Source organism: Microbacterium sp. WCS2018Hpa-23 (genome assembly GCF_031843845.1).
Taxonomy (GTDB): Bacteria; Actinomycetota; Actinomycetes; order Actinomycetales; family Microbacteriaceae; genus Microbacterium.
Genome location: NZ_JAVTIZ010000001.1, coordinates 611,541 through 628,877 on the forward strand (window position 1 = coordinate 611,541; position 17,337 = coordinate 628,877).

18 protein-coding genes are annotated in these 17,337 nt (G+C 67.3%); 14 read left to right on the plus strand and 4 right to left on the minus strand.

All coding sequences use genetic code 11. From position 1 onward, the window contains the following. Positions 1-80: 80 nt before the first annotated feature. Together RQG77_RS02805 and RQG77_RS02810 are read left to right on the plus strand one after the other, a co-directional pair. The gene (locus RQG77_RS02805; RefSeq protein WP_311243334.1) at positions 81-1,466 is read left to right on the plus strand and encodes an inorganic phosphate transporter; all 1,386 of its coding nucleotides are present in this window, start codon (positions 81-83) and stop codon (positions 1,464-1,466) included. Next, complete coding sequence (locus RQG77_RS02810) at positions 1,463-1,798, plus strand: peptidase (protein WP_311243335.1); 336 nt, start codon at positions 1,463-1,465, stop codon at positions 1,796-1,798. Before RQG77_RS02805 ends, RQG77_RS02810 begins: the two co-directional genes overlap by 4 nt. A 24-nt stretch (positions 1,799-1,822) precedes the next feature. Here RQG77_RS02810 and RQG77_RS02815 read toward each other — a convergent pair whose 3' ends face one another. Then, positions 1,823-2,389, minus strand: a complete 567-nt coding sequence (locus RQG77_RS02815) for a TetR/AcrR family transcriptional regulator (RefSeq protein ID WP_311243336.1) — start codon at positions 2,387-2,389, stop codon at positions 1,823-1,825. An 81-nt stretch (positions 2,390-2,470) separates the two neighbouring features. Between RQG77_RS02815 and RQG77_RS02820 the strand changes: the two genes are divergently transcribed. Together RQG77_RS02820 and RQG77_RS02825 are read left to right on the plus strand one after the other, a co-directional pair. Beyond that, entirely contained in the window at positions 2,471-3,385 is a 915-nt protein-coding gene (locus RQG77_RS02820) for a phosphodiesterase (RefSeq protein ID WP_311243337.1), read from the plus strand. 93 nt (positions 3,386-3,478) lie between these two features. Then, complete coding sequence (locus tag RQG77_RS02825) at positions 3,479-4,939, plus strand: aspartate ammonia-lyase (RefSeq protein ID WP_056308175.1); 1,461 nt, start codon at positions 3,479-3,481, stop codon at positions 4,937-4,939. A 69-nt stretch (positions 4,940-5,008) separates the two neighbouring features. Here RQG77_RS02825 and RQG77_RS02830 read toward each other — a convergent pair whose 3' ends face one another. Beyond that, positions 5,009-5,878: a fumarylacetoacetate hydrolase family protein gene (locus RQG77_RS02830; RefSeq protein WP_311243338.1), complete on the minus strand. Its 870-nt coding sequence runs from the start codon at positions 5,876-5,878 to the stop codon at positions 5,009-5,011. Positions 5,879-5,967: 89 nt separating this feature from the next. Between RQG77_RS02830 and RQG77_RS02835 the strand changes: the two genes are divergently transcribed. The 4 genes from RQG77_RS02835 to RQG77_RS02850 all read left to right on the plus strand — a co-directional run bounded on the left by RQG77_RS02835 (position 5,968) and on the right by RQG77_RS02850 (position 9,470). Further along, complete coding sequence (locus RQG77_RS02835) at positions 5,968-7,416, plus strand: PrsW family intramembrane metalloprotease (protein WP_311243339.1); 1,449 nt, start codon at positions 5,968-5,970, stop codon at positions 7,414-7,416. 13 nt (positions 7,417-7,429) lie between these two features. Beyond that, positions 7,430-8,131, plus strand: coding sequence for an alpha/beta hydrolase (locus RQG77_RS02840; protein WP_311243340.1), 702 nt, complete (start codon positions 7,430-7,432; stop codon positions 8,129-8,131). 233 nt (positions 8,132-8,364) lie between these two features. Next, positions 8,365-8,733 carry an FKBP-type peptidyl-prolyl cis-trans isomerase gene (locus tag RQG77_RS02845; RefSeq protein WP_056308170.1) on the plus strand — a complete coding sequence of 123 codons (369 nt, stop codon included), beginning with the start codon at positions 8,365-8,367 and terminating at the stop codon, positions 8,731-8,733. Between the two features lie 182 nt (positions 8,734-8,915). Next, positions 8,916-9,470, plus strand: a complete 555-nt coding sequence (locus tag RQG77_RS02850; RefSeq protein WP_056308168.1) for a YceI family protein — start codon at positions 8,916-8,918, stop codon at positions 9,468-9,470. A 30-nt stretch (positions 9,471-9,500) separates the two neighbouring features. On the opposite strand, the gene RQG77_RS02855 is transcribed toward RQG77_RS02850, so the two are convergent. Continuing rightward, positions 9,501-10,793 (minus strand): MFS transporter, encoded by a 1,293-nt coding sequence (locus RQG77_RS02855; RefSeq protein ID WP_311243341.1) that lies wholly within the window; start codon positions 10,791-10,793, stop codon positions 9,501-9,503. A 185-nt stretch (positions 10,794-10,978) separates the two neighbouring features. Here RQG77_RS02855 and rpsO point away from each other — a divergent pair, with 185 nt between their 5' ends. The 3 genes from rpsO to RQG77_RS02870 all read left to right on the plus strand — a co-directional run bounded on the left by rpsO (position 10,979) and on the right by RQG77_RS02870 (position 12,640). Beyond that, complete coding sequence (gene rpsO, locus RQG77_RS02860; protein ID WP_017203073.1) at positions 10,979-11,248, plus strand: 30S ribosomal protein S15; 270 nt, start codon at positions 10,979-10,981, stop codon at positions 11,246-11,248. A 155-nt stretch (positions 11,249-11,403) separates the two neighbouring features. Next, on the plus strand, positions 11,404-12,285 hold the full coding sequence (locus tag RQG77_RS02865; protein ID WP_311243342.1) for a hypothetical protein: 882 nt from the start codon (positions 11,404-11,406) through the stop codon (positions 12,283-12,285). Then, entirely contained in the window at positions 12,260-12,640 is a 381-nt protein-coding gene (locus RQG77_RS02870) for a transcriptional regulator (RefSeq protein ID WP_311243343.1), read from the plus strand. Before RQG77_RS02865 ends, RQG77_RS02870 begins: the two co-directional genes overlap by 26 nt. 7 nt (positions 12,641-12,647) lie before the next feature. On the opposite strand, the gene RQG77_RS02875 is transcribed toward RQG77_RS02870, so the two are convergent. Then, positions 12,648-13,652 carry a 2-oxoglutarate and iron-dependent oxygenase domain-containing protein gene (locus tag RQG77_RS02875; RefSeq protein ID WP_311243344.1) on the minus strand — a complete coding sequence of 335 codons (1,005 nt, stop codon included), beginning with the start codon at positions 13,650-13,652 and terminating at the stop codon, positions 12,648-12,650. 156 nt (positions 13,653-13,808) lie between these two features. On the opposite strand from RQG77_RS02875, the gene efeU reads away from it, so the two are divergent. Genes efeU through efeB form a run of 3 tightly spaced genes read left to right on the plus strand, consistent with a single transcriptional unit; the run spans position 13,809 to position 17,324 of the window. Beyond that, positions 13,809-14,759, plus strand: coding sequence for an iron uptake transporter permease EfeU (gene efeU / locus RQG77_RS02880; RefSeq protein ID WP_311243345.1), 951 nt, complete (start codon positions 13,809-13,811; stop codon positions 14,757-14,759). Beyond that, positions 14,756-15,988, plus strand: coding sequence for an iron uptake system protein EfeO (efeO, locus tag RQG77_RS02885; protein ID WP_311243346.1), 1,233 nt, complete (start codon positions 14,756-14,758; stop codon positions 15,986-15,988). Before efeU ends, efeO begins: the two co-directional genes overlap by 4 nt. 22 nt (positions 15,989-16,010) lie before the next feature. Continuing rightward, a complete protein-coding gene (gene efeB / locus RQG77_RS02890) occupies positions 16,011-17,324 on the plus strand; it encodes an iron uptake transporter deferrochelatase/peroxidase subunit (protein WP_396653376.1) in 1,314 nt (437 codons plus the stop codon). Positions 17,325-17,337 lie beyond the last annotated feature (13 nt).

The following is a 17,337-nucleotide window of genomic DNA, read 5'->3' on the forward strand; positions in this document are numbered from 1 at the left end:
GTCAAACCCACGGTGAACTCTTCGTTCGTCACGTCGATCTCGTCGACACCTCCCTCTTCCTCAACGACCGAAAGCGAACGGTGGAAACCGCAGCCCTCATCGTCGTGCTGGTTATCCTGCTGGCACTCTTCTTCGACTTCACCAACGGGTTCCACGACACCGCGAACGCGATGGCGACGCCCATCGCGACGGGTGCTCTCAAGCCCAAGACCGCGGTGCTTCTCGCGGCGGTCCTGAACCTGGTTGGTGCGTTCCTCTCGACCGAGGTCTCCAAGACCGTCTCACACGGGATCATCCGCGAGGACACCATCCAAGGGGATGTGTTCCTGCCGATGATCTTCGCCGGGCTCATCGGCGCGATCACATGGAACATGCTCACCTGGCTGCTCGGTCTGCCGTCGAGCTCCTCCCATGCGCTGTTCGGCGGACTCATCGGGGCCACGCTCGTCGGAGTCGGTGTCGGCGGAATCGACTTCGGGATGGTGCTGTCGAAGATCATCCTCCCGGCGCTCATCGCCCCGCTGACCGCGGGGATCATCGCGTTCGCGGCGACCAAGCTCGCCTACTCGATCACGCGGCGATACGACGGCAAGCCCGACGGGCGCGACGGCTTCCGTTGGGGGCAGATCTTCACCTCCTCGCTGGTGGCGCTCGCGCACGGCACGAATGACGCCCAGAAGACGATGGGTGTCATCACTCTGGCGCTGATCACGGTCGGGTGGCAGAACAGCGAACAGGCCGATCCGTACCTCTGGGTGATCATCGCGTGTGCCGTCACGATCGCGCTCGGCACCTATCTCGGCGGCTGGCGCATCATCCGCACCCTCGGCAAGGGACTCACCGACGTCAAGCCCGCACAGGGCTTCTCGGCGGAGAGCTCGACGGCGGCGACGATCCTCGCATCCAGCGCCTTCGGTTTCGCCCTCTCGACCACGCAGGTCGCATCGGGATCCGTCATCGGATCGGGTCTCGGCCGTCGTGGCTCGACTGTGCGCTGGCGCACTGCCGGCCGCATCGCGATCGGCTGGCTGCTGACCCTTCCGGCCGCGGGCGCCGTCGGCGCTCTCGCAGCGCTCCTGATCACGTGGCTCGGCAATTGGGGCATCGCGATCGACACGGTGCTGGCTCTGGCGGTCATCATCGGCCTCTTCCTGCGTTCGCGCAAGGATGCGGTGACGCACGCCAACGCGATGAGCGATGTGGCAGAGTCCGGGCTCGCGATCGAGCAGCCCGACACCACGCCCCCCACCCGTCGTCAGCAGCGCATCGCAGACGCCAAGGCCGAGGCAAAGGCTCGCGCAGCGGCGCGGGAGCAGGTCAAGGTCCAGGCGAAGGCCGATGCCAAGGCCAAGGCTGAAGCGAGGGCCGATGCGAAGGCGAAGGCCGCGAAGAAGGCGGCGAAGAGCGGAGAGCCCGCGAAGACGATCGAGGATGCCGACACGGCGAGCAGGGAGGAGTCGAAGTGAGCGTCGACATCGACTGGATCGCATTCGTCCAGGTGTTCCTCGCGGCGCTCGTCGGCGCCTGCGCCGTCGTGACGTTCTACGCTTTCGGGCTCCGCCTGCTGGTCCGCAGCGGTCGCGCGCCTGTCGTGAGTCCTGCCGAGTTCACCGATGCGATCACGGTGATCACCGAGAAAGAGCTCAAGCGCGCCGCGAAGCAGGCTGCCAAGGCGGCGAAGAAGAGTCCTCTGACGGACGATCAGCGGCGCGTGGCGCTCTTCGGCGCCTACGGATGCTTCGCGCTGTGCGCCGTGGCGGTCGTGGCCGGCATCCTCATCATCGTGGTCGGGCACTGACCGGGCATCGCGAGCCGGGCTTTCTCAGCGCAGCAGTCCTGCGACGAGGTCGTCGACGATGTCATCCGTCGAGGTGTCCGGATCGATCGGAGTGGTGAGCCGGTCGAGCATCAGTCCGTCGATCGCATAGTGGAACAGTGCGATCTCCCGTCGACCGCCCGGCAGGCCTGCGGACGAGTTGAACTCGACGTCTCCGGCGAATCCGGCTCGCTGCCATGCTCCCAGCAGCGCAGCGACCTCGGGGCGTCGGCTGCTCTCGAGCCGTAGCTCGAAGAGGGCGAGCGTCACGTCGCGATCCTCGGTGAGACGTCGCACGATGTCGCGGATGTAGTCCGCGAACAGCTCCCTGCTCGGCGCCTCCGAAGACCGGCGAGCGAGATCCTCCTCGCTCGGGGCGAGACGCTCTCCGATGCGCTCGACAAGCCCTTCCACCAGCGAATCGCGACTCCGGAAGTAGTTCGACGTCGTACCCACGGGGACGCCGGCGACGAGGTCGACGGCTCGATGTGTGAGTCCTCGCGACCCCTCCGCCGCGAGGACCGAGAGCCCGGCATCCGCGATCAGTCGTCGTCTGGTCTGGTTCTTCGCCATGCAGGAACCCTATCTCGACTACTACAGGTGGTGTGGTGAGGTTTCTCGTGTCGGTGTCGGAGTCGCGCCTAGGGTGGGACCATGGCAGCGCACTCCGACTCCGAGTTCGTCTTCGGTCGTCACGAGCCGGCGTCGCACGTGATCATCCACGTCAGCGACCCGCATTTCCTCGCCGGCGGCGCGAGGCTCGGCGGTCGCTACGACGTGGAGTCGAACTTCGCTCACACGCTCGACGCGATCAGGGCTGTGCATCCGCACCCTGCGGCGATCGTCATCACGGGTGACCTCGCGGATCTCGGGGAGCCCGACGCCTATCGACGCCTGCGCACCGCCGTCGAGCCGGTGGCCCGGGAACTCGGTGCGCCCGTCGTATGGGTCGCAGGCAACCACGACGAGCGTCCAGCGCTGCGCGAAGGGTTGCTCGGCCAGGAGCCGAGCCAGGAGCCGATCACCGGTGTCTGGGATCTCGACGGACTCCGACTGATCGCCCTCGACACGAGTGTGCCCGGCTGGCATCACGGCGACCTCGACGACGGGCAGCTCGAGTGGCTTGCCGATGTGCTGCGCGAACCCGCACCGCACGGCACGCTGCTGGCGATGCATCATCCGCCCCTCCCGAGCCATGTCCCGCTGTTCGACATCCTGGAGCTGCGGCACCAGGACGAGCTCGCCGAGGTCATCCGTGGGAGCGACGTGCGCGGAATCCTCGCCGGTCACCTGCACTACTCGGCGCACGGGATGTTCGCCGGCGTTCCGGTGAGCGTGTCTTCGGCCACCTGCTACACGATGAACGTCGCACGCCCCGCTGCCGACGTGAACGGCATGGATGCGGCTCAGGCGTTCCAGATCGTGCATGTGCGACCCGACACGATCACCCACACCGTGGTTCCGGTGACCGACGCCCCGACCGGCGACCACTTCTCAACCGCGTGGCTGGAGCGGATGGCGAGGCTCAGCCCGGAAGAGCGGCTCGAGGCCTTCTCTCGCAAACGCTGACGCGCCGTCGTATCCCTGTCGCCGCATGCACTCGGGCGTAGACTGGACGCATCCCCCGCACCACACACTCGCCACTACCCACAAGGATGTGACATGGCTTCTGCCGCGCCTGCCCTCACCCGTACCGAGACCGATTCGCTCGGGAGCATGGAGATTCCTGCCGACGCGTACTGGGGGATCCACACCGCTCGCGCCGACGCGAACTTCCCGATCACCAAGCGTCCGATCTCGGTCTACCCCGACCTGATCGTCGCACTCGCGATGGTCAAGCAGGCCAGCGCTCGGGCGAACCGCGAGATCGGCGTCCTCGATGCCGAGCGGGCCGACCTGATCGACCGTGCGGCGCAGCGCGTGATCGACGGGGAGTTCCACGACCAGTTCACGGTCGGCGTCATCCAGGGCGGCGCCGGGACCTCGACGAACATGAACGCCAACGAGGTGATCACCAACATCGCTCTCGAGCTCGCGGGCCATGAGAAGGGCGACTATGCGTTCTTGTCGCCGATCGACCACACCAACCGCAGCCAGTCCACCAACGACGTGTACCCGACGGCCGTGAAGATCGGCCTGTCGCTGACCCTTCGCTCGCTACTCGAGGAACTCGATCTGCTGCGCGTGTCGTTCCTCAACAAGTCGCACGAGTTCCACGACGTGCTCAAGGTCGGCCGCACGCAGCTGCAGGATGCCGTGCCGATGACGCTCGGCCAGGAGTTCCACGGGTTCGCGTCGACGCTCGGGTTCGACCACACGCGTCTCACCGAGAACGCCTCGCTCATGTTCGAGATCAACATGGGTGCCACGGCGATCGGCACCGGCATCACGACCCACGTCGACTACGCGCCCGCCGTGCTCAAGCACCTGCGCGAGATCACGTCTCTCGACCTCGTCACCTCCGCCGACCTCGTCGAGGCGACCAGCGACACCGGCTCGTTCATGTCGTTCTCGTCGACGCTGAAGCGCAACGCGATGAAGCTCTCGAAGATCTGCAACGACCTGCGTCTGCTGTCGTCGGGGCCGCAGGCCGGTTTCGGCGAGATCAACCTGCCCGCGATGCAGGCGGGCTCGAGCATCATGCCCGGCAAGGTCAACCCCGTGATCCCCGAGGTCGTCAACCAGGTCGCCTTCGCTGTCGCCGGTGCGGACATGACCGTCACGATGGCGGCCGAGGCCGGTCAGTTGCAGCTCAACGCCTTCGAGCCTGTCATCGCGCACTCGATCTTCCAGTCGATCACCTGGATGCGCCAGGCGATGTGGACGCTGCGTGTGAACTGCGTCGACGGCATCACCGCGAACCGCGACCGCCTCGGTGCGATGGTCGGAGCGTCGGTAGGCGTCATCACTGCGCTCACCCCGTTCATCGGCTACGCGGCGGCGGCCGCGCTGGCCAAGACCGCGCTCCTCACGAACCGCAACGTGGCCGACCTGGTCGTCGAGGCCGGTCTGATGTCGCGTGAAGAGGTCATCAAGCAGCTGTCGCCGGCGCGCCTGTCCGGTCTCGAGGCGATCACGGCGGCGATCCCGGTCATCGCCCCCGAGGATCTCATCGAGATCTGACGAGATACGCAGAAGGGGCCCCGGCGGATATCCGCCGAGGCCCCTTCGCTGTGTGTGCGTGCGAGGCGTTCAGCCCTCGACGCGGCAGTGCGTGGTCAGCTCGCCGATGCCGTCGATGCCGACGGTCACCGTCGAACGATCGCGGAGGAAGATCTGAGGATCACGAGAGTACCCGGCCCCGCCGGGGCTTCCTGTCGAGATCAGCGTGCCTGGTAGCAGCGTCAGCGACTGCGAGAGGTGCGCGATGAGCTTCGCGACCGAGCGCACCATCTGATCCGTGCTCGCATCCTGCACCGTCTGTCCGTCGACGACGGCCCAGATGTGCAGGTCCTGCGGGTCGGCGATCTCGTCGGCCGTGACGGCGAACGGACCGGTCGGCGTGAAGCCGTCGAACGACTTGCAGCGAGACCACTGCGCCTCGGAGAACTGGACGTTGCGTGCGGTGATGTCGTTGACGACCGTGTAGCCCCAGACGTGCGAGAGAGCCTCCGCTTCGGTGACGTCCTTGGCGGGCGTGCCGATCAGAACCCCGAGCTCGGCCTCGTAGTCCACGGCCTCGCTCAGCGCGCGCGGCCATGATGTGGTCTGCTCGTGCCCGGTGAGGGAGTTGGGCCACAGGGTGAAGACGGTCGGAGCCGCGTCGGTCTTCAGACCGAGCTCGCTCGAGTGAGCCGCATAGTTGAGGCCGACCGCGAGGACGGCGGGGGGAGCGATGACCGCGGAGGCGAACTCCCAGCCGTCGAGCGGATGCCGAGGGGCGTCGCTGCTCGCGACAGCCGACCGCAGTGCGACGAGCATCTGCTCTCCGCCTTCGATCAGCTGCTGCAGAGAGGCAGGGGGGTCGGGAAGGAGATCGGAGACGAGGATGGCGTCGGCGCCCTCCACCACTGCGAGATGCGCAGCGGGAGAGTCGGCACGACGCAGATGAGCGAACCGCATGCTCCTACGCTATCCGGTGAGGCGCGGGAATTGCTGGAGGAAGTCGCCAGACCGCGGGGATATTGGTTGTTCCCCATATGCTTTTGCCTATGAGTTCCGGAGGACCGTCCCAGCCATCGCCGTACACGCCGCCGCCCGCGCCGCAGCAGCCTCCGGCCCAGCAGGCGCCGACGCCGGGGCAGCCTCCGGCCGCGCCGCAGCCGCAGGCGTATCCCCAGCAGCCGCAGGCGTACCCCCAGCAGCAGCCGCAGGCGTACCCGCAGCAGCAGCCCGGATACCCGCAGCAGCAGCCGGGATATCAGCCGCCGGCTCCGCAGCAGTACTCCGCCCAGCAGTACGCGCAGTCGAACTACACACCCGCTCAGTTCACGCAGCGTCCGGCGTATGCGTCCGTGCTCGCTCAGCCGACTCCCTACTCTCCGCCGGCACCCGCGGCCCCCTCCCCGGCGCAGGGGCTGCCCGCGCTGCCCGCTGCCCGGCGAGGTGGCCGCATCGCCCTCTACTCGCTGTTCGGCTTCCTCGGACTGCTGTTGCTCGCTCTGATCGCGTACTTCGGGCTGTTCCTCGGACCGCTCGCATCGATCATCGGCCTCGTTCTCGCACTCGTGCCGCTCGCGATCGTGTTCTTCGTCGTCCGGATGATCGACCGCTGGGAGCCCGAGCCCAAGTCCCTCGTGTTCTTCGCGATCGCGTGGGGCGCGATCGCCGCCGTGGGACTCACCCTCCTCGTCGACCTCGGACTCACCGCGGTCCTCGGGTTCCGGGGAGAGGTCGCCGGTGCCGTCATCCAGGCGCCCATCGTCGAGGAGTTCTGGAAGGGCTTCGGAGTCTTCCTGATCTTCCTCATCGCCCGTCGCGCCTTCGACGGTCCGGTCGACGGCGTCGTGTACGGCGCTCTCGTGGGCGCGGGGTTCGCCTTCACGGAGAACATCCAGTACTTCGCGATCAGTCTCATCGAGGGCGGTGGAGAGCAGCTGACCGTGACCTTCATCCTGCGCGCGATCATGTCGCCGTTCGCCCATGCCATGTTCACCTCGCTGACCGGCCTCGCGATCGGCCTGGCGGCCCGGCGTCACGCGTCCACGGGGGCGGTGCTCGGCTTCGGTCTGCTCGGGATGCTCGGTGCGATGTTCCTGCACGGTCTCTGGAACGGCTCGTCGTTCGCCAACTTCTTCCTGCTGTACTTCGTGCTCCAGGTGCCGCTGTTCGTCGGATTCATCCTCGGGATCATCGCTCTCCGACGCGAGGAGTCTCGCCTCACCAAGGCGCGTCTCGGCGACTATGCCGCTGCCGGGTGGTTCACCCCGGAAGAGGTCACCATGCTGGCGACGCCGGCCGGCCGCAAGACGGGGCTCGGCTGGGCCTCGCAACTGCGCGGAGATCGCCGCCCGCTCATGCGGGAGTTCATCAAGGACGCGACGACGCTCGCATCCGTCCGCCAGCGCGCCATCACCGGACGCGATCCGATGGCTCCGGCAGACGAGCAGGCTCTGCTCGCACGGACGCGGGCCACCAGAGCTGCGCTGCTGGCCTACTGAGTCAGGAGAACCCATGGCCGCCTTCGTCCTCGTCCACGGTGCAGGAGACACGGGGTGGTCATGGCACCTGGTCGCAGCGGCTCTCCAGAAGCGGGGGCACGAGGTCTTCGCGCCCGACCTGCCCGGCGATGATGAGGCGCTCACGCTCGACGACTATGCGGATGCGGTGGTCGCGGCCCTGGGCGGTCGGCGAGGCGGGATCGTGGTCGGCCACTCGTTCGGCGGATTCACGGCGCCGATCGTCGCCGACAGGATGTCGGCCGACGCCCTCGTGATGCTCGCGGCGATGATCCCCGCACCGGGGGAGTCGCCCGACGAGTGGTGGCAGAACACCGGCTTCGGTGCGGCCGCCGAGGCGCAGGCTGCTCTGGACGGCGGAATCACCGGAAATGCTGATCCGTTCGTGGGGTTCTATCACGACGTTCCTCGCCCGCTGGCCGAAGAGGCGCTGCGGCGGGAGCGTGCGCATCCCTCTGCTGCGGCGATGGCCGCGATCTGGCCGCTGACGTCATGGCCGAGTGTGCCGACACGTGTCGTCGTGTGCACCGAGGACCGGTTCTTCCCACCGGACTTCCTGCGTGATCTCGCGCAGACACGCCTCGGCGTCGTCGCGGATGAGATCCGGGGGAGCCATTGTGTCGCACTGAGTCGGCCCGATGCGCTCGCATCGATCCTCATCGGATACGCCGACGAGGCGGGTCTCACCGGAATCTGAGGCCGCTCGGAGCGACGCCTCGTGACAGACTCAGCGCCCGGTGCTGCGGCGATGCCTGCATGTCTACCGGGCGCTGAGTTGATCTGTAAACAGGGTGCACCCGGCGTGAGCGAGTGTCAAGACCTTCGCGGAAGCCGACGGTCGGCTCCCGCCTTCCCTGGGAAGTCTCGTGTTCGCTCTGAGCAGTCGTCACCGCGTTGACCCATGCCCGAAGACTCGGGTTGGATGGAACCATGACTGATCGCACAAAGCCTGAGTTCGACGCCCCCACCGGTCCCGCTCCCGCGGAACTCGTGATCCGCGACATCATCGAAGGAGACGGCACCGAGGCCAAGCCCGGCGACACCGTGACCGTGCACTACGCCGGTGTCGAGTTCGAATCCGGCGAGGAGTTCGACTCTTCGTGGGGTCGTGGCGAGACCATCCAGTTCCCGCTTCGCGGCCTGATCCAGGGCTGGCAGGACGGCATCCCCGGCATGAAGGTCGGCGGACGCCGCGAGCTCGTCATCCCGCCGCACCTGGCCTATGGACCCGTCGGAGGCGGACACTTCCTGTCCGGCAAGACCCTCATCTTCATCATCGACCTCGTCGCCGTCGGCTGAGTCGCTCGACACCGGAAGGCGCTGTGCCCCTCGGGGTCCGGCGCCTTCGTCGTACGTCGGCGAAGAACTTCCGCATTCAGGGGAATGCATGCATCTGCATGTAAGTTGTAATCCGTGACGCCGTGAACACGGCCCCTCATCCGTTGCCGCACAGTGCGGCTGATGTCTCCCGAGGAGAAACCATGACCAGCATCGACATTCCCGGCTACCGCGCAGGCACCTGGGTGCTCGACCCGTCGCACAGCGAGGTCACCTTCAGCGTGCGCCACATGATGATCTCCAAGGTGCGCGGCACCTTCGGCGTGAAGAGCGCGACCCTCGTCGCTCCCGAGAACCCCCTCGAGGCCCGCGTCGAGGCGAGTGTCGACGTCACCTCGATCGACACGAAGGACGAGGGCCGCGACACGCACCTCCGCTCGGGCGACTTCTTCGACACCGAGAACTTCCCGACGATGGAGTTCGTCTCCACCGGTGCGCGCGCAGAGGGCGGCGAGCTCTTCGTCGACGGCGACCTGACCATCCGCGGCATCACGAAGCCGGTCAGCTTCGAGCTGGACTTCGGCGGCTTCGGCTCCGACCCGTGGGGCAACTACAAGGCCGGCGCGTCGGCGAAGACCGTCATCAACCGCGAGGACTTCGGTCTGACCTGGAACGCGGCGCTCGAGACCGGCGGCGTGCTCGTCGGCAAGGACGTCACGATCAGCCTCGACCTGCAGGGCGCTCTGCAGCAGGACTGATCAACAGATGATCTCGAGAACCCCGGGCCCTCAGGGCTCGGGGTTCTCTGCGTCGTAGGCGCGGAACCGGGAGCTGCGTCGTGCGAGCAGTGCGACGAGGGCGATCACCAGGAGTCCGCCGAGCAGAGGTGGGAGCCACAGTGTCGTTATCGACGCGAGCGTTCCCGCGTACAACGCGCCGATCCGCGGCCCTCCCGCGACGACGATGATGAACACGCCCTGCAGCCGCCCGCGCATGGTGTCCGGCACGGCCGCCTGCATCATCGTGTTCCGATAGATCGAGCTGACGTTGTCGGACGCCCCGGACAGGGCGAGAGCGATGCACGCGGCGACGATCAGTGCGACGTTCGGTATCCTCTCCGTCGCGGGATCCGAGAACGCGCCGATCAGCAGCACCACGCCGAAGGCGAGGATCGATGCGCCGTATGCCTCGACCGCTCGCTCGATACCTCTGCCGTGCCAGCGGTACTGCACCACCCGCCCTGAGAACAGGCTCGACGCGAATGTCCCGACGGCGACCGCCGCGGTGAGGATGCCCGTGGTCACTGCGCCGCCGCCGAGCAGCACGGTGCCGAGGGCAGGGAACAGCACCAGCGGCTGGCCGAAGGTCATCGCGATGATGTCGATGACGTACTGCGTGCGGATGTTGCTCGCTCGTTTCAGGAACCTCCACCCGTCGACGAGGGAGGCGAGCCCCGGACGCACGATCTCGCCCTCGGGCCGCAACGTCGGCAGAGTCCAGAGGCCGAGGAACATCGAGAGCATCAGGACGACGTTGATCGTGTAGGTCCACCCGTATCCGGTGAGGGCGACGAGGATCCCCGCCAGGGCGGGGCCCGCCATCACGGTCAGGCCGAACGCGACGCCGTTGAGCGCGGATGCCGCGGCCAGCAGATTCCGGGGGATGAGGCGCGGAACGATGGCGGTACGGGTCGCCATTCCGACGGAGTTCGCGGCCGAGTTGACGATGCTCAGGACGTACAGCCACCAGATCGTCTCGGCGCCCGTCCAGGTGAGCGCGGCGAGCAGAGCGGTCGACGCGAAGGTCACGGTCGCCGCGATCAGCGCGACGCGGCGTCGGTCGAACGCATCGGCGAGCATCCCGCCGTAGAGACCGGCGAGGATCATCGGCACGAGCCCCGCCACGGCGATCATCGAGACCGCGAAGGTGCTTCCGGTGAGCGTGAACACGTGCAGCATGACGGTCACGATCGTGAGCTGACCGCCGATGCCGGCGAGCACGGAGCCGGTCCACATGCGGGCGAACGCCGGGCTGGCCTTCAGTGGACTGAGATCGATCAGATGACTGCGAGCCGTGCTCACGCCGCGTGCCTGTCCTGCATGATCCGAGCGTATCCGAGGTGCGCGGAGCGGAGGTCGGCGGCGGTCACGCGCCGGCACGGAGTCCTGGTAGACTCTTCAGGTTGCCGTTTGATCGGCCGCGGATAAAGAGAGCTCACGCATCAGGCGTCGGGCACCGCGCAACAAGCAGAGAGGGGATCGAATCTATGGCACTGGAAGCAGACGTCAAGAAGGCGATCATCGAAGAGTACGCGACGCACCCCGGTGACACCGGATCCCCCGAGGTGCAGGCCGCGATGCTGACGCAGCGCATCAAGGACCTCACGGAGCACCTGAAGGAGCACAAGCACGACCACCACTCGCGTCGTGGCCTGTTCCTGCTCGTGGGCCAGCGCCGTCGTCTGCTCGGCTACCTCCAGAGCGTCGACATCGAGCGTTACCGCTCGCTGATCGCACGCCTGGGTCTCCGCCGATAACGCGGAGCGAGCCAGCGTACAATCGCGCAGAACATTCTTGAGAAGGCCGTCCCAGGTGTGGGGCGGCCTTCGTCATGTCCGGGGGTTGATCTCGCGCACGCTTTCCATTAGGAAAGTAGTGAGCTTTCCAGATGGAAAGCGAAAGGGGTCACGCGATGGAGCAGAAGTCGGTCCAGGGGCATGAGGCGCTCGCGCCGCCGAGCGCGGACATCGCGCAGCGCTACCTCGACGAGGCGGATGCCGTCGAGGAGCGTCGGAACTCCCAGGTGAGCACGCGGCTCCAGGCATGGACGACGCTGATCGGCGCGGCCGTCGTGTTCCTCTTCGTGACCAGCAACATCGGCCTGCTCCGCTTGGGCGAATCGAGCACCGTCCCGCTGCTCGTCGTTCTGATGGCCGCTTCCGCGCAGATCATCTCGGGCGTGGCCGAGCGCGGTGGTGCGCAACGCCGGTTCACCAGGGGTCGTTGGCTCTACTACGGTGCGATCGCGCTCTGCGTTCTGGGAATCCTGGTGTCTGCCGTGCTGTACATCACGGTCGGGGATGACGCATCATTCCTGCTCCTCGCGGGCCCGGCATGGTCGGCATGCCTCATCCTCGTGGGCATCGGCCTGGTCCAGCTCTGGTCGAGCCGTCATGCTCCCAGGGCGCGCCCCGACGGACCCACCGCGTTCCGGGTGCCCGCGCGGGTGACCACGTTCGTTCTCGGGCTCGTCCTGGCCGCGGCGGTCGTTGCTGTCGGGCTCGGCGACCCGTTGCTGTCCAGCGTCGTCACCATCCTCGCTGGTGCGGGGCTCATCACCGTGAGCATCGCAGCGAGAAGCGACTGGGGCCTGGCGTACCTCGGTGAGGTGTGGCGGTGGCCCCAGATCGTGGTCGTCAGCATCGGTGCGCTCGTGCTCTGCGCCCTCGCCATCGCGCCATCCTTCGGTGCAGTCATCGACTCCACCGTCGCGCTGGTGGCCGCGGGAGCTCTGGCGATCGCGGGGTTCTTCGTATCGCGTCCATTGCGTGCCCGGGCGAACGACCGTGGCTGACGTCGGCTCGCGTGGGCAGCATCCGCGAATCCGGCTCGATGACAACTTCTCGTCGCCGATCCGATTCTCGGTGCTGGCATCACTCGCCGATGGTGTCGAGCTCGATTTCGGAACCCTCGCCCGTGTCCTCCAGGCCAACGACTCCGCGCTCAGCAAGGCGATAGCCCATCTCCAGTCGACGGGCTATGTCGCCACGCGGAAGGGGCAGGCCGGGAGCCGTCCCCGCACATGGGTCCGCTCCACCGAAACAGGACGGCAGGCGTTCAACGGCCACCTGAATGCGCTCCGAGAGATCGTCGAGCTCGGCGGACGGCAGTCGCCCTGGGGCATGACCCGGAGTGACGAGAGCGGCTAGCCGCCGGTCAGGCGTTCGTGCCGACCAGATCGGGGTGGTGGATCGCCGCCACGTCGGGATGTGCACGCAGCCGCGATTTCATGGCGTTCTCGCCGTAAGTGGCGTGGATCGGGTTGCTCGGGTCCTCGGTGATCCCGGTCGCCTCGGCGGCCAGGTCTGACGGCAGCTCGAGCAGCGGCAGCTGCTGGTCGAGCGCAGGGTTGAAGAAGAACGGGATCGAGATCCGCTCTTCCGGCGCCCGGGGGGAGATCACTCGGTGATTGGTCGCCTTGAGGTAACCGCCGGTCGCGTACTCCAGCAGCTCGCCGATGTTCACGACGAACGCGCCGGGCACCGGGGGAGCCGACACCCACTCGCCGTTCCGCTCCACTTGCAGTCCGCCCTTGCCCGGCTCGACCCAGAGCAGGGTGAGCACGCCGGAGTCCTTGTGCGCTCCGACGCCCTGCTGGGGTTCCGGCTCATGGGTGCCCGGGTAGCGGACGATCTTGATCAGGGTCGACGGGTCGCGGAACGGCTCGTCGAAGTAGGTCTCCTCGGCGCCGAGAGTCGTGGCCCAGGCGCGCAGCAGCTTGTGCGCGATCTCGGTCAAGGTGTCGTGCCACTCGGTGACCACTGCCTTGAGCTCGGGCTGTGCTGCCGGCCACAGGTTCGGGCCCACGAGGCGATTGAAGGCCGGCCCGCCCTCGATGGGCTCGCGCTCCGGACCGATGTCGATCTGCTCGCGCCAGTCGACCTTGCCCTGGGTCCGCTCGCCGCCGACGCGGGTGTATCCGCGGAAGTGCGGGCTGTTGACGTTCTCGATCGCGAGCTTCTGCTCTTCCGGCAGAGCGAAGAAATCGAGCGCGGCCTGATGCAGTCGCGCTTCGAGATCCGGCGAGATGCCGGTGCCGGTGAGGTAGAAGAAGCCCACGTCATGGGTGGCTGCCCGCAGGTCGTCGCGGAACCGTGCTGCGGCCTCGGGGCTTGCATCGAGCTGGGACAGGTCGAGGATGGGGAGCGAGAGATCAGCCATTCACCGAGCGTAGATCGGCTGCGGGGGAGTGCGGCCAAGTATTGCGCCGAATTACCACCGGTCGCAGGTGCGGGTGAAAGGACAGCGCGGACGGGGTGCTAATCTCTCTGAGGTAAGGGATGCCTTACCTCATTCTTTCTCAGAGAGTCTCCCTCCGTGCTCGCCACATTCCTCATCGGTCTCCGCGAAGGCCTTGAAGCCGCGCTGGTCGTCGGCATCCTCGTCGCCTACCTCCGGCGCCTCGGCCGAGGTGACGCACTACCCCGGCTTTGGGCGGGTGTGGCGCTTGCGATCGCCCTTGCTCTGGGGATCGGAGCGATTCTCACGTTCGGTGCATACTCGCTGACGTTCGAGGCGCAGGAACTCATCGGCGGCCTGCTGTCGCTGCTCGCCGTGGGTATGGTCACCTGGATGATCTTCTGGATGCAGAAGGCCGGCCGGACGATGAAGGCGACGCTCGAGGGCGGGCTCGACCGCGCTCTCACGCAGGGCGGCATCTGGGCCCTGATCGCGATCGGCTTCGTCTCGGTCGCTCGGGAGGGGATCGAGACGACGCTGCTGCTGTGGTCGATGGTCCAGTCCTTCGGGGGCGCTCCGTCGGCGCTGCTCGGTGCCGTGCTGGGTCTTCTCGCCGCCGTCGTGATCGGATGGCTGCTCGCGCGCGGTGCCGTGCGGTTGGATCTCCGTCGCTTCTTCACCTGGACGAGCGGCTTCCTCGTCATCGTCGCGGCGGGCGTGCTCGCCTACGCGATCATGGATCTGCAGGAGGCCGGTGCGCTGCCAGGGCCCTTCACCGCCGTCGCCCCGATCGATGCCGTGACGGGTGCCGTCGCCCTCGGCTGGGCGGCCTTCCCGTTCGGCTGGGCGTTCGATGTCACGAACGTCATCGCCCCCGACAGCGTCTGGGCGACGATCCTCCAGGCGACCGTCGGATTCATGCCACGCATGACCTGGCTCCAGGTCACCGCATGGGCTCTTTATCTGGCGGTCGTCGGATTCTTCTTCGTCCAGGGGCTCCGAACCCGTCGGGCCGTCACGCCTCGTCCGCCGACCTCCGCAGACGAGGACGCGCCAGCATCCACTCTCACCCAGCAAGGAGCAGCATGACCACCTCTCGCCGAATCCTCGGTGCCGTCGCCGCAGCAGGCGCGGCAGCACTCGTCCTGAGCGGGTGCGTCGCCAAGAGCGATGTCGCCGCAGGTGCATCCTTCGATGTCTCGTCGACCGACTCGGCGTGCGCCGTCTCGGCTGCGACCGCCAAGAGCGGCACACTCACGTTCGATGTGAAGAACGACAGCGCGCAGACCTCGGAGTTCTATCTGCTCGCAGAAGACGGCCTCCGCATCGTCGGCGAGGTCGAGAACATCGCGCCCTCAGCGTCGCGGACCCTCACGGTGGTGGCTCAGCCGGGGGAGTACTTCACGCTGTGCAAGCCGGGCATGATCGGCGAGGGGGTCGGCAAGTCCGCGTTCACCGTGACCGGCGACCGGGTCGCGGTCGACGGCGAGGATGCCGATCAGAAGCAGCAGGCCGTCGACCTCTACGCCGCCTTCGTCAAGGACCAGGTCGGTCAGCTGGTTCCGTCGGTCGACGAGCTCGTCGCCGCCTACGAATCGGGCGACGACGAGACGGCACGCGCCCTCTTCCCGCAGACACGAGCCTTCTATGAGCGGATCGAGCCCGTCGCCGAGGCTCTCGGCACACTCGACCCGCGAATCGACTACCGCGAGGTGGATGCCGTGGCCGAAGGGCTCGACTGGACGGGCTTCCACCGCATCGAGAAGGACCTCTGGGTGCCCGCGCAGGACGCGCTCAATGCCGACGGCGAGACGCCTGCCTGGCAGGACTGGGCACCGTCCACGACCGAGGAGCGAGTCGAATACGGCGACCAGCTGCTCGCCGATGTGCAGGAGCTGTACGACTACGTGCACTCGGACGACTTCACCACGGCCCTCGACGATCAGGGCATCGGCGGCATCTCGAACGGTGCGATCGCGTTGCTCGATGAGGTCGCGACCGGAAAGATCTCCGGTGAGGAGGACTGGTGGTCCGGCACCGACCTCTACGACTTCGCGGCGAACGTCGAAGGCTCCAAGATGGCGTTCTCTCTCGTGCAGGACTTCGCCACCGCGCAGGGCGACGATGGCGAGGCGCTGGTGACCGAGATCGAGGACGGGTATGCGGCCCTCGAGGCGTCCCTGGCGGCTCACGGTTCGCTGGCAGACGGCTTCGTCGGATACTCCGCGCTGACCGACGCCGACAAGCGCGAGTTCACCGATCTCATCAACGCCCTCGCCGAGCCGCTGTCGCAGCTCACCGGCACAGTCCTCGACTGATCCGACGGGTACGGTTCCGCAGGTGGAAGAAAGCTCGAAGGATGCCGTGGCCGCCGACTCGGTGACGGAGGAGGCGGCCGTGGCGGCCGCACCGACAGGTCTCAGCAGACGAGGACTCCTCGGTCTGGCGCTCGGCGGCGGGGTGGCCTCTCTCGCGGTCGGAGTAGGAGCCGGGCTTACCGGCGGAGTCGCTCTCGGCCGTGCCAGGGCTCATGCCGATGCCGAACACGCATACGACTTCTTCGGTGCGCATCAGGCCGGCATCACCACCCCCGTGCAGGAGCATCTGCACTTCGCATCGTTCGACATGATGCCCCGCACCGATCGCGATGACCTGATCACGCTGCTGCAGGACTGGACGTACGCTGCCTCCCGGATGACCCAGGGCCTCGAGGTGAGCGCGACCGGCGCGGTCGGCGGCGATGCCGAGGTACCGCCTGACGACACGGGAGAGGCGCTCGGGCTGCCCGCGGCAGGTCTCACCATCACGATCGGCTTCGGCCCCGGACTGTTCGAGAACGAGGACGGCGACAGGTACGGCATCGCAGCCGGACGTCCGGCCGCCCTCGAGCGTCTGCCCGCCTTCCTCGGCGACGACCTGGATCCGCAGGCGTCCCACGGTGATCTGTGCATCCAGGCCTGCGCGGATGATCCTCAAGTCGCGGTTCACGCGATCCGCAACCTCAGCCGCATCGCCTTCGGGCGTGCGAAGCTGCGCTGGTCGCAGCTCGGCTTCGGCAAGACCTCCCGCACGACTTCGGATCAGGCGACCCCGCGAAACCTCTTCGGGTTCAAGGACGGCACCGCGAACATCCTCGCCGACGACTCCGCCGCTCTCGACGAGAACGTCTGGGTGGGGTCGTCCGACGAGCCCGCATGGATGACGGGCGGCTCGTACCTGGTGGCCCGCAAGATCGCGATGCTGATCGAGACATGGGATCGCGTGCGGCTCTCCGAGCAGGATGCGATCATCGGGCGGGACAAGGGCGCGGGGGCCCCGCTGTCGGGTGGTGACGAGTTCACCGCACCCGACTTCGGCACCTCGGCCATCGACGCCGACGCGCACGTTCGCCTGGCGCATCCCGACCAGAACGACGGCATCCGCATCCTCCGCCGCGGGTTCAACTACGTCAACGGCAACAACGACCTCGGGCGCCTCGACGCCGGGCTGTTCTTCCTGTCGTATCAGCGGGACCCCGCGCAGTTCATCACGCTACAGCGGCGGCTGTCGACGGATCTCATGAACGAGTACATCAGGCACGTGGGCTCGGGGATCTGGGCGATCCCGGCCGGTGCGACCCCGGGGTCGTACGTCGGCGCCGAGCTCTTCGCCTGACCCGCGAGGTCGC

What these genes read in the sequence shown, in the direction of transcription:
- RQG77_RS02815 (WP_311243336.1), bottom strand. Translation starts at nt 2,389, where the DNA reads ATGGCGAAGAACCAGACCAGACGACGACTGATCGCGGATGCCGGGCTC.
- RQG77_RS02820 (WP_311243337.1), top strand. Translation starts at nt 2,471, where the DNA reads ATGGCAGCGCACTCCGACTCCGAGTTCGTCTTCGGTCGTCACGAGCCG.
- RQG77_RS02825 (WP_056308175.1), top strand. Translation starts at nt 3,479, where the DNA reads ATGGCTTCTGCCGCGCCTGCCCTCACCCGTACCGAGACCGATTCGCTC.
- RQG77_RS02830 (WP_311243338.1), bottom strand. Translation starts at nt 5,878, where the DNA reads ATGCGGTTCGCTCATCTGCGTCGTGCCGACTCTCCCGCTGCGCATCTC.
- RQG77_RS02835 (WP_311243339.1), top strand. Translation starts at nt 5,968, where the DNA reads ATGAGTTCCGGAGGACCGTCCCAGCCATCGCCGTACACGCCGCCGCCC.
- RQG77_RS02840 (WP_311243340.1), top strand. Translation starts at nt 7,430, where the DNA reads ATGGCCGCCTTCGTCCTCGTCCACGGTGCAGGAGACACGGGGTGGTCA.
- RQG77_RS02845 (WP_056308170.1), top strand. Translation starts at nt 8,365, where the DNA reads ATGACTGATCGCACAAAGCCTGAGTTCGACGCCCCCACCGGTCCCGCT.
- RQG77_RS02850 (WP_056308168.1), top strand. Translation starts at nt 8,916, where the DNA reads ATGACCAGCATCGACATTCCCGGCTACCGCGCAGGCACCTGGGTGCTC.
- rpsO (WP_017203073.1), top strand. Translation starts at nt 10,979, where the DNA reads ATGGCACTGGAAGCAGACGTCAAGAAGGCGATCATCGAAGAGTACGCG.
- RQG77_RS02865 (WP_311243342.1), top strand. Translation starts at nt 11,404, where the DNA reads ATGGAGCAGAAGTCGGTCCAGGGGCATGAGGCGCTCGCGCCGCCGAGC.
- RQG77_RS02875 (WP_311243344.1), bottom strand. Translation starts at nt 13,652, where the DNA reads ATGGCTGATCTCTCGCTCCCCATCCTCGACCTGTCCCAGCTCGATGCA.
- efeO (WP_311243346.1), top strand. Translation starts at nt 14,756, where the DNA reads ATGACCACCTCTCGCCGAATCCTCGGTGCCGTCGCCGCAGCAGGCGCG.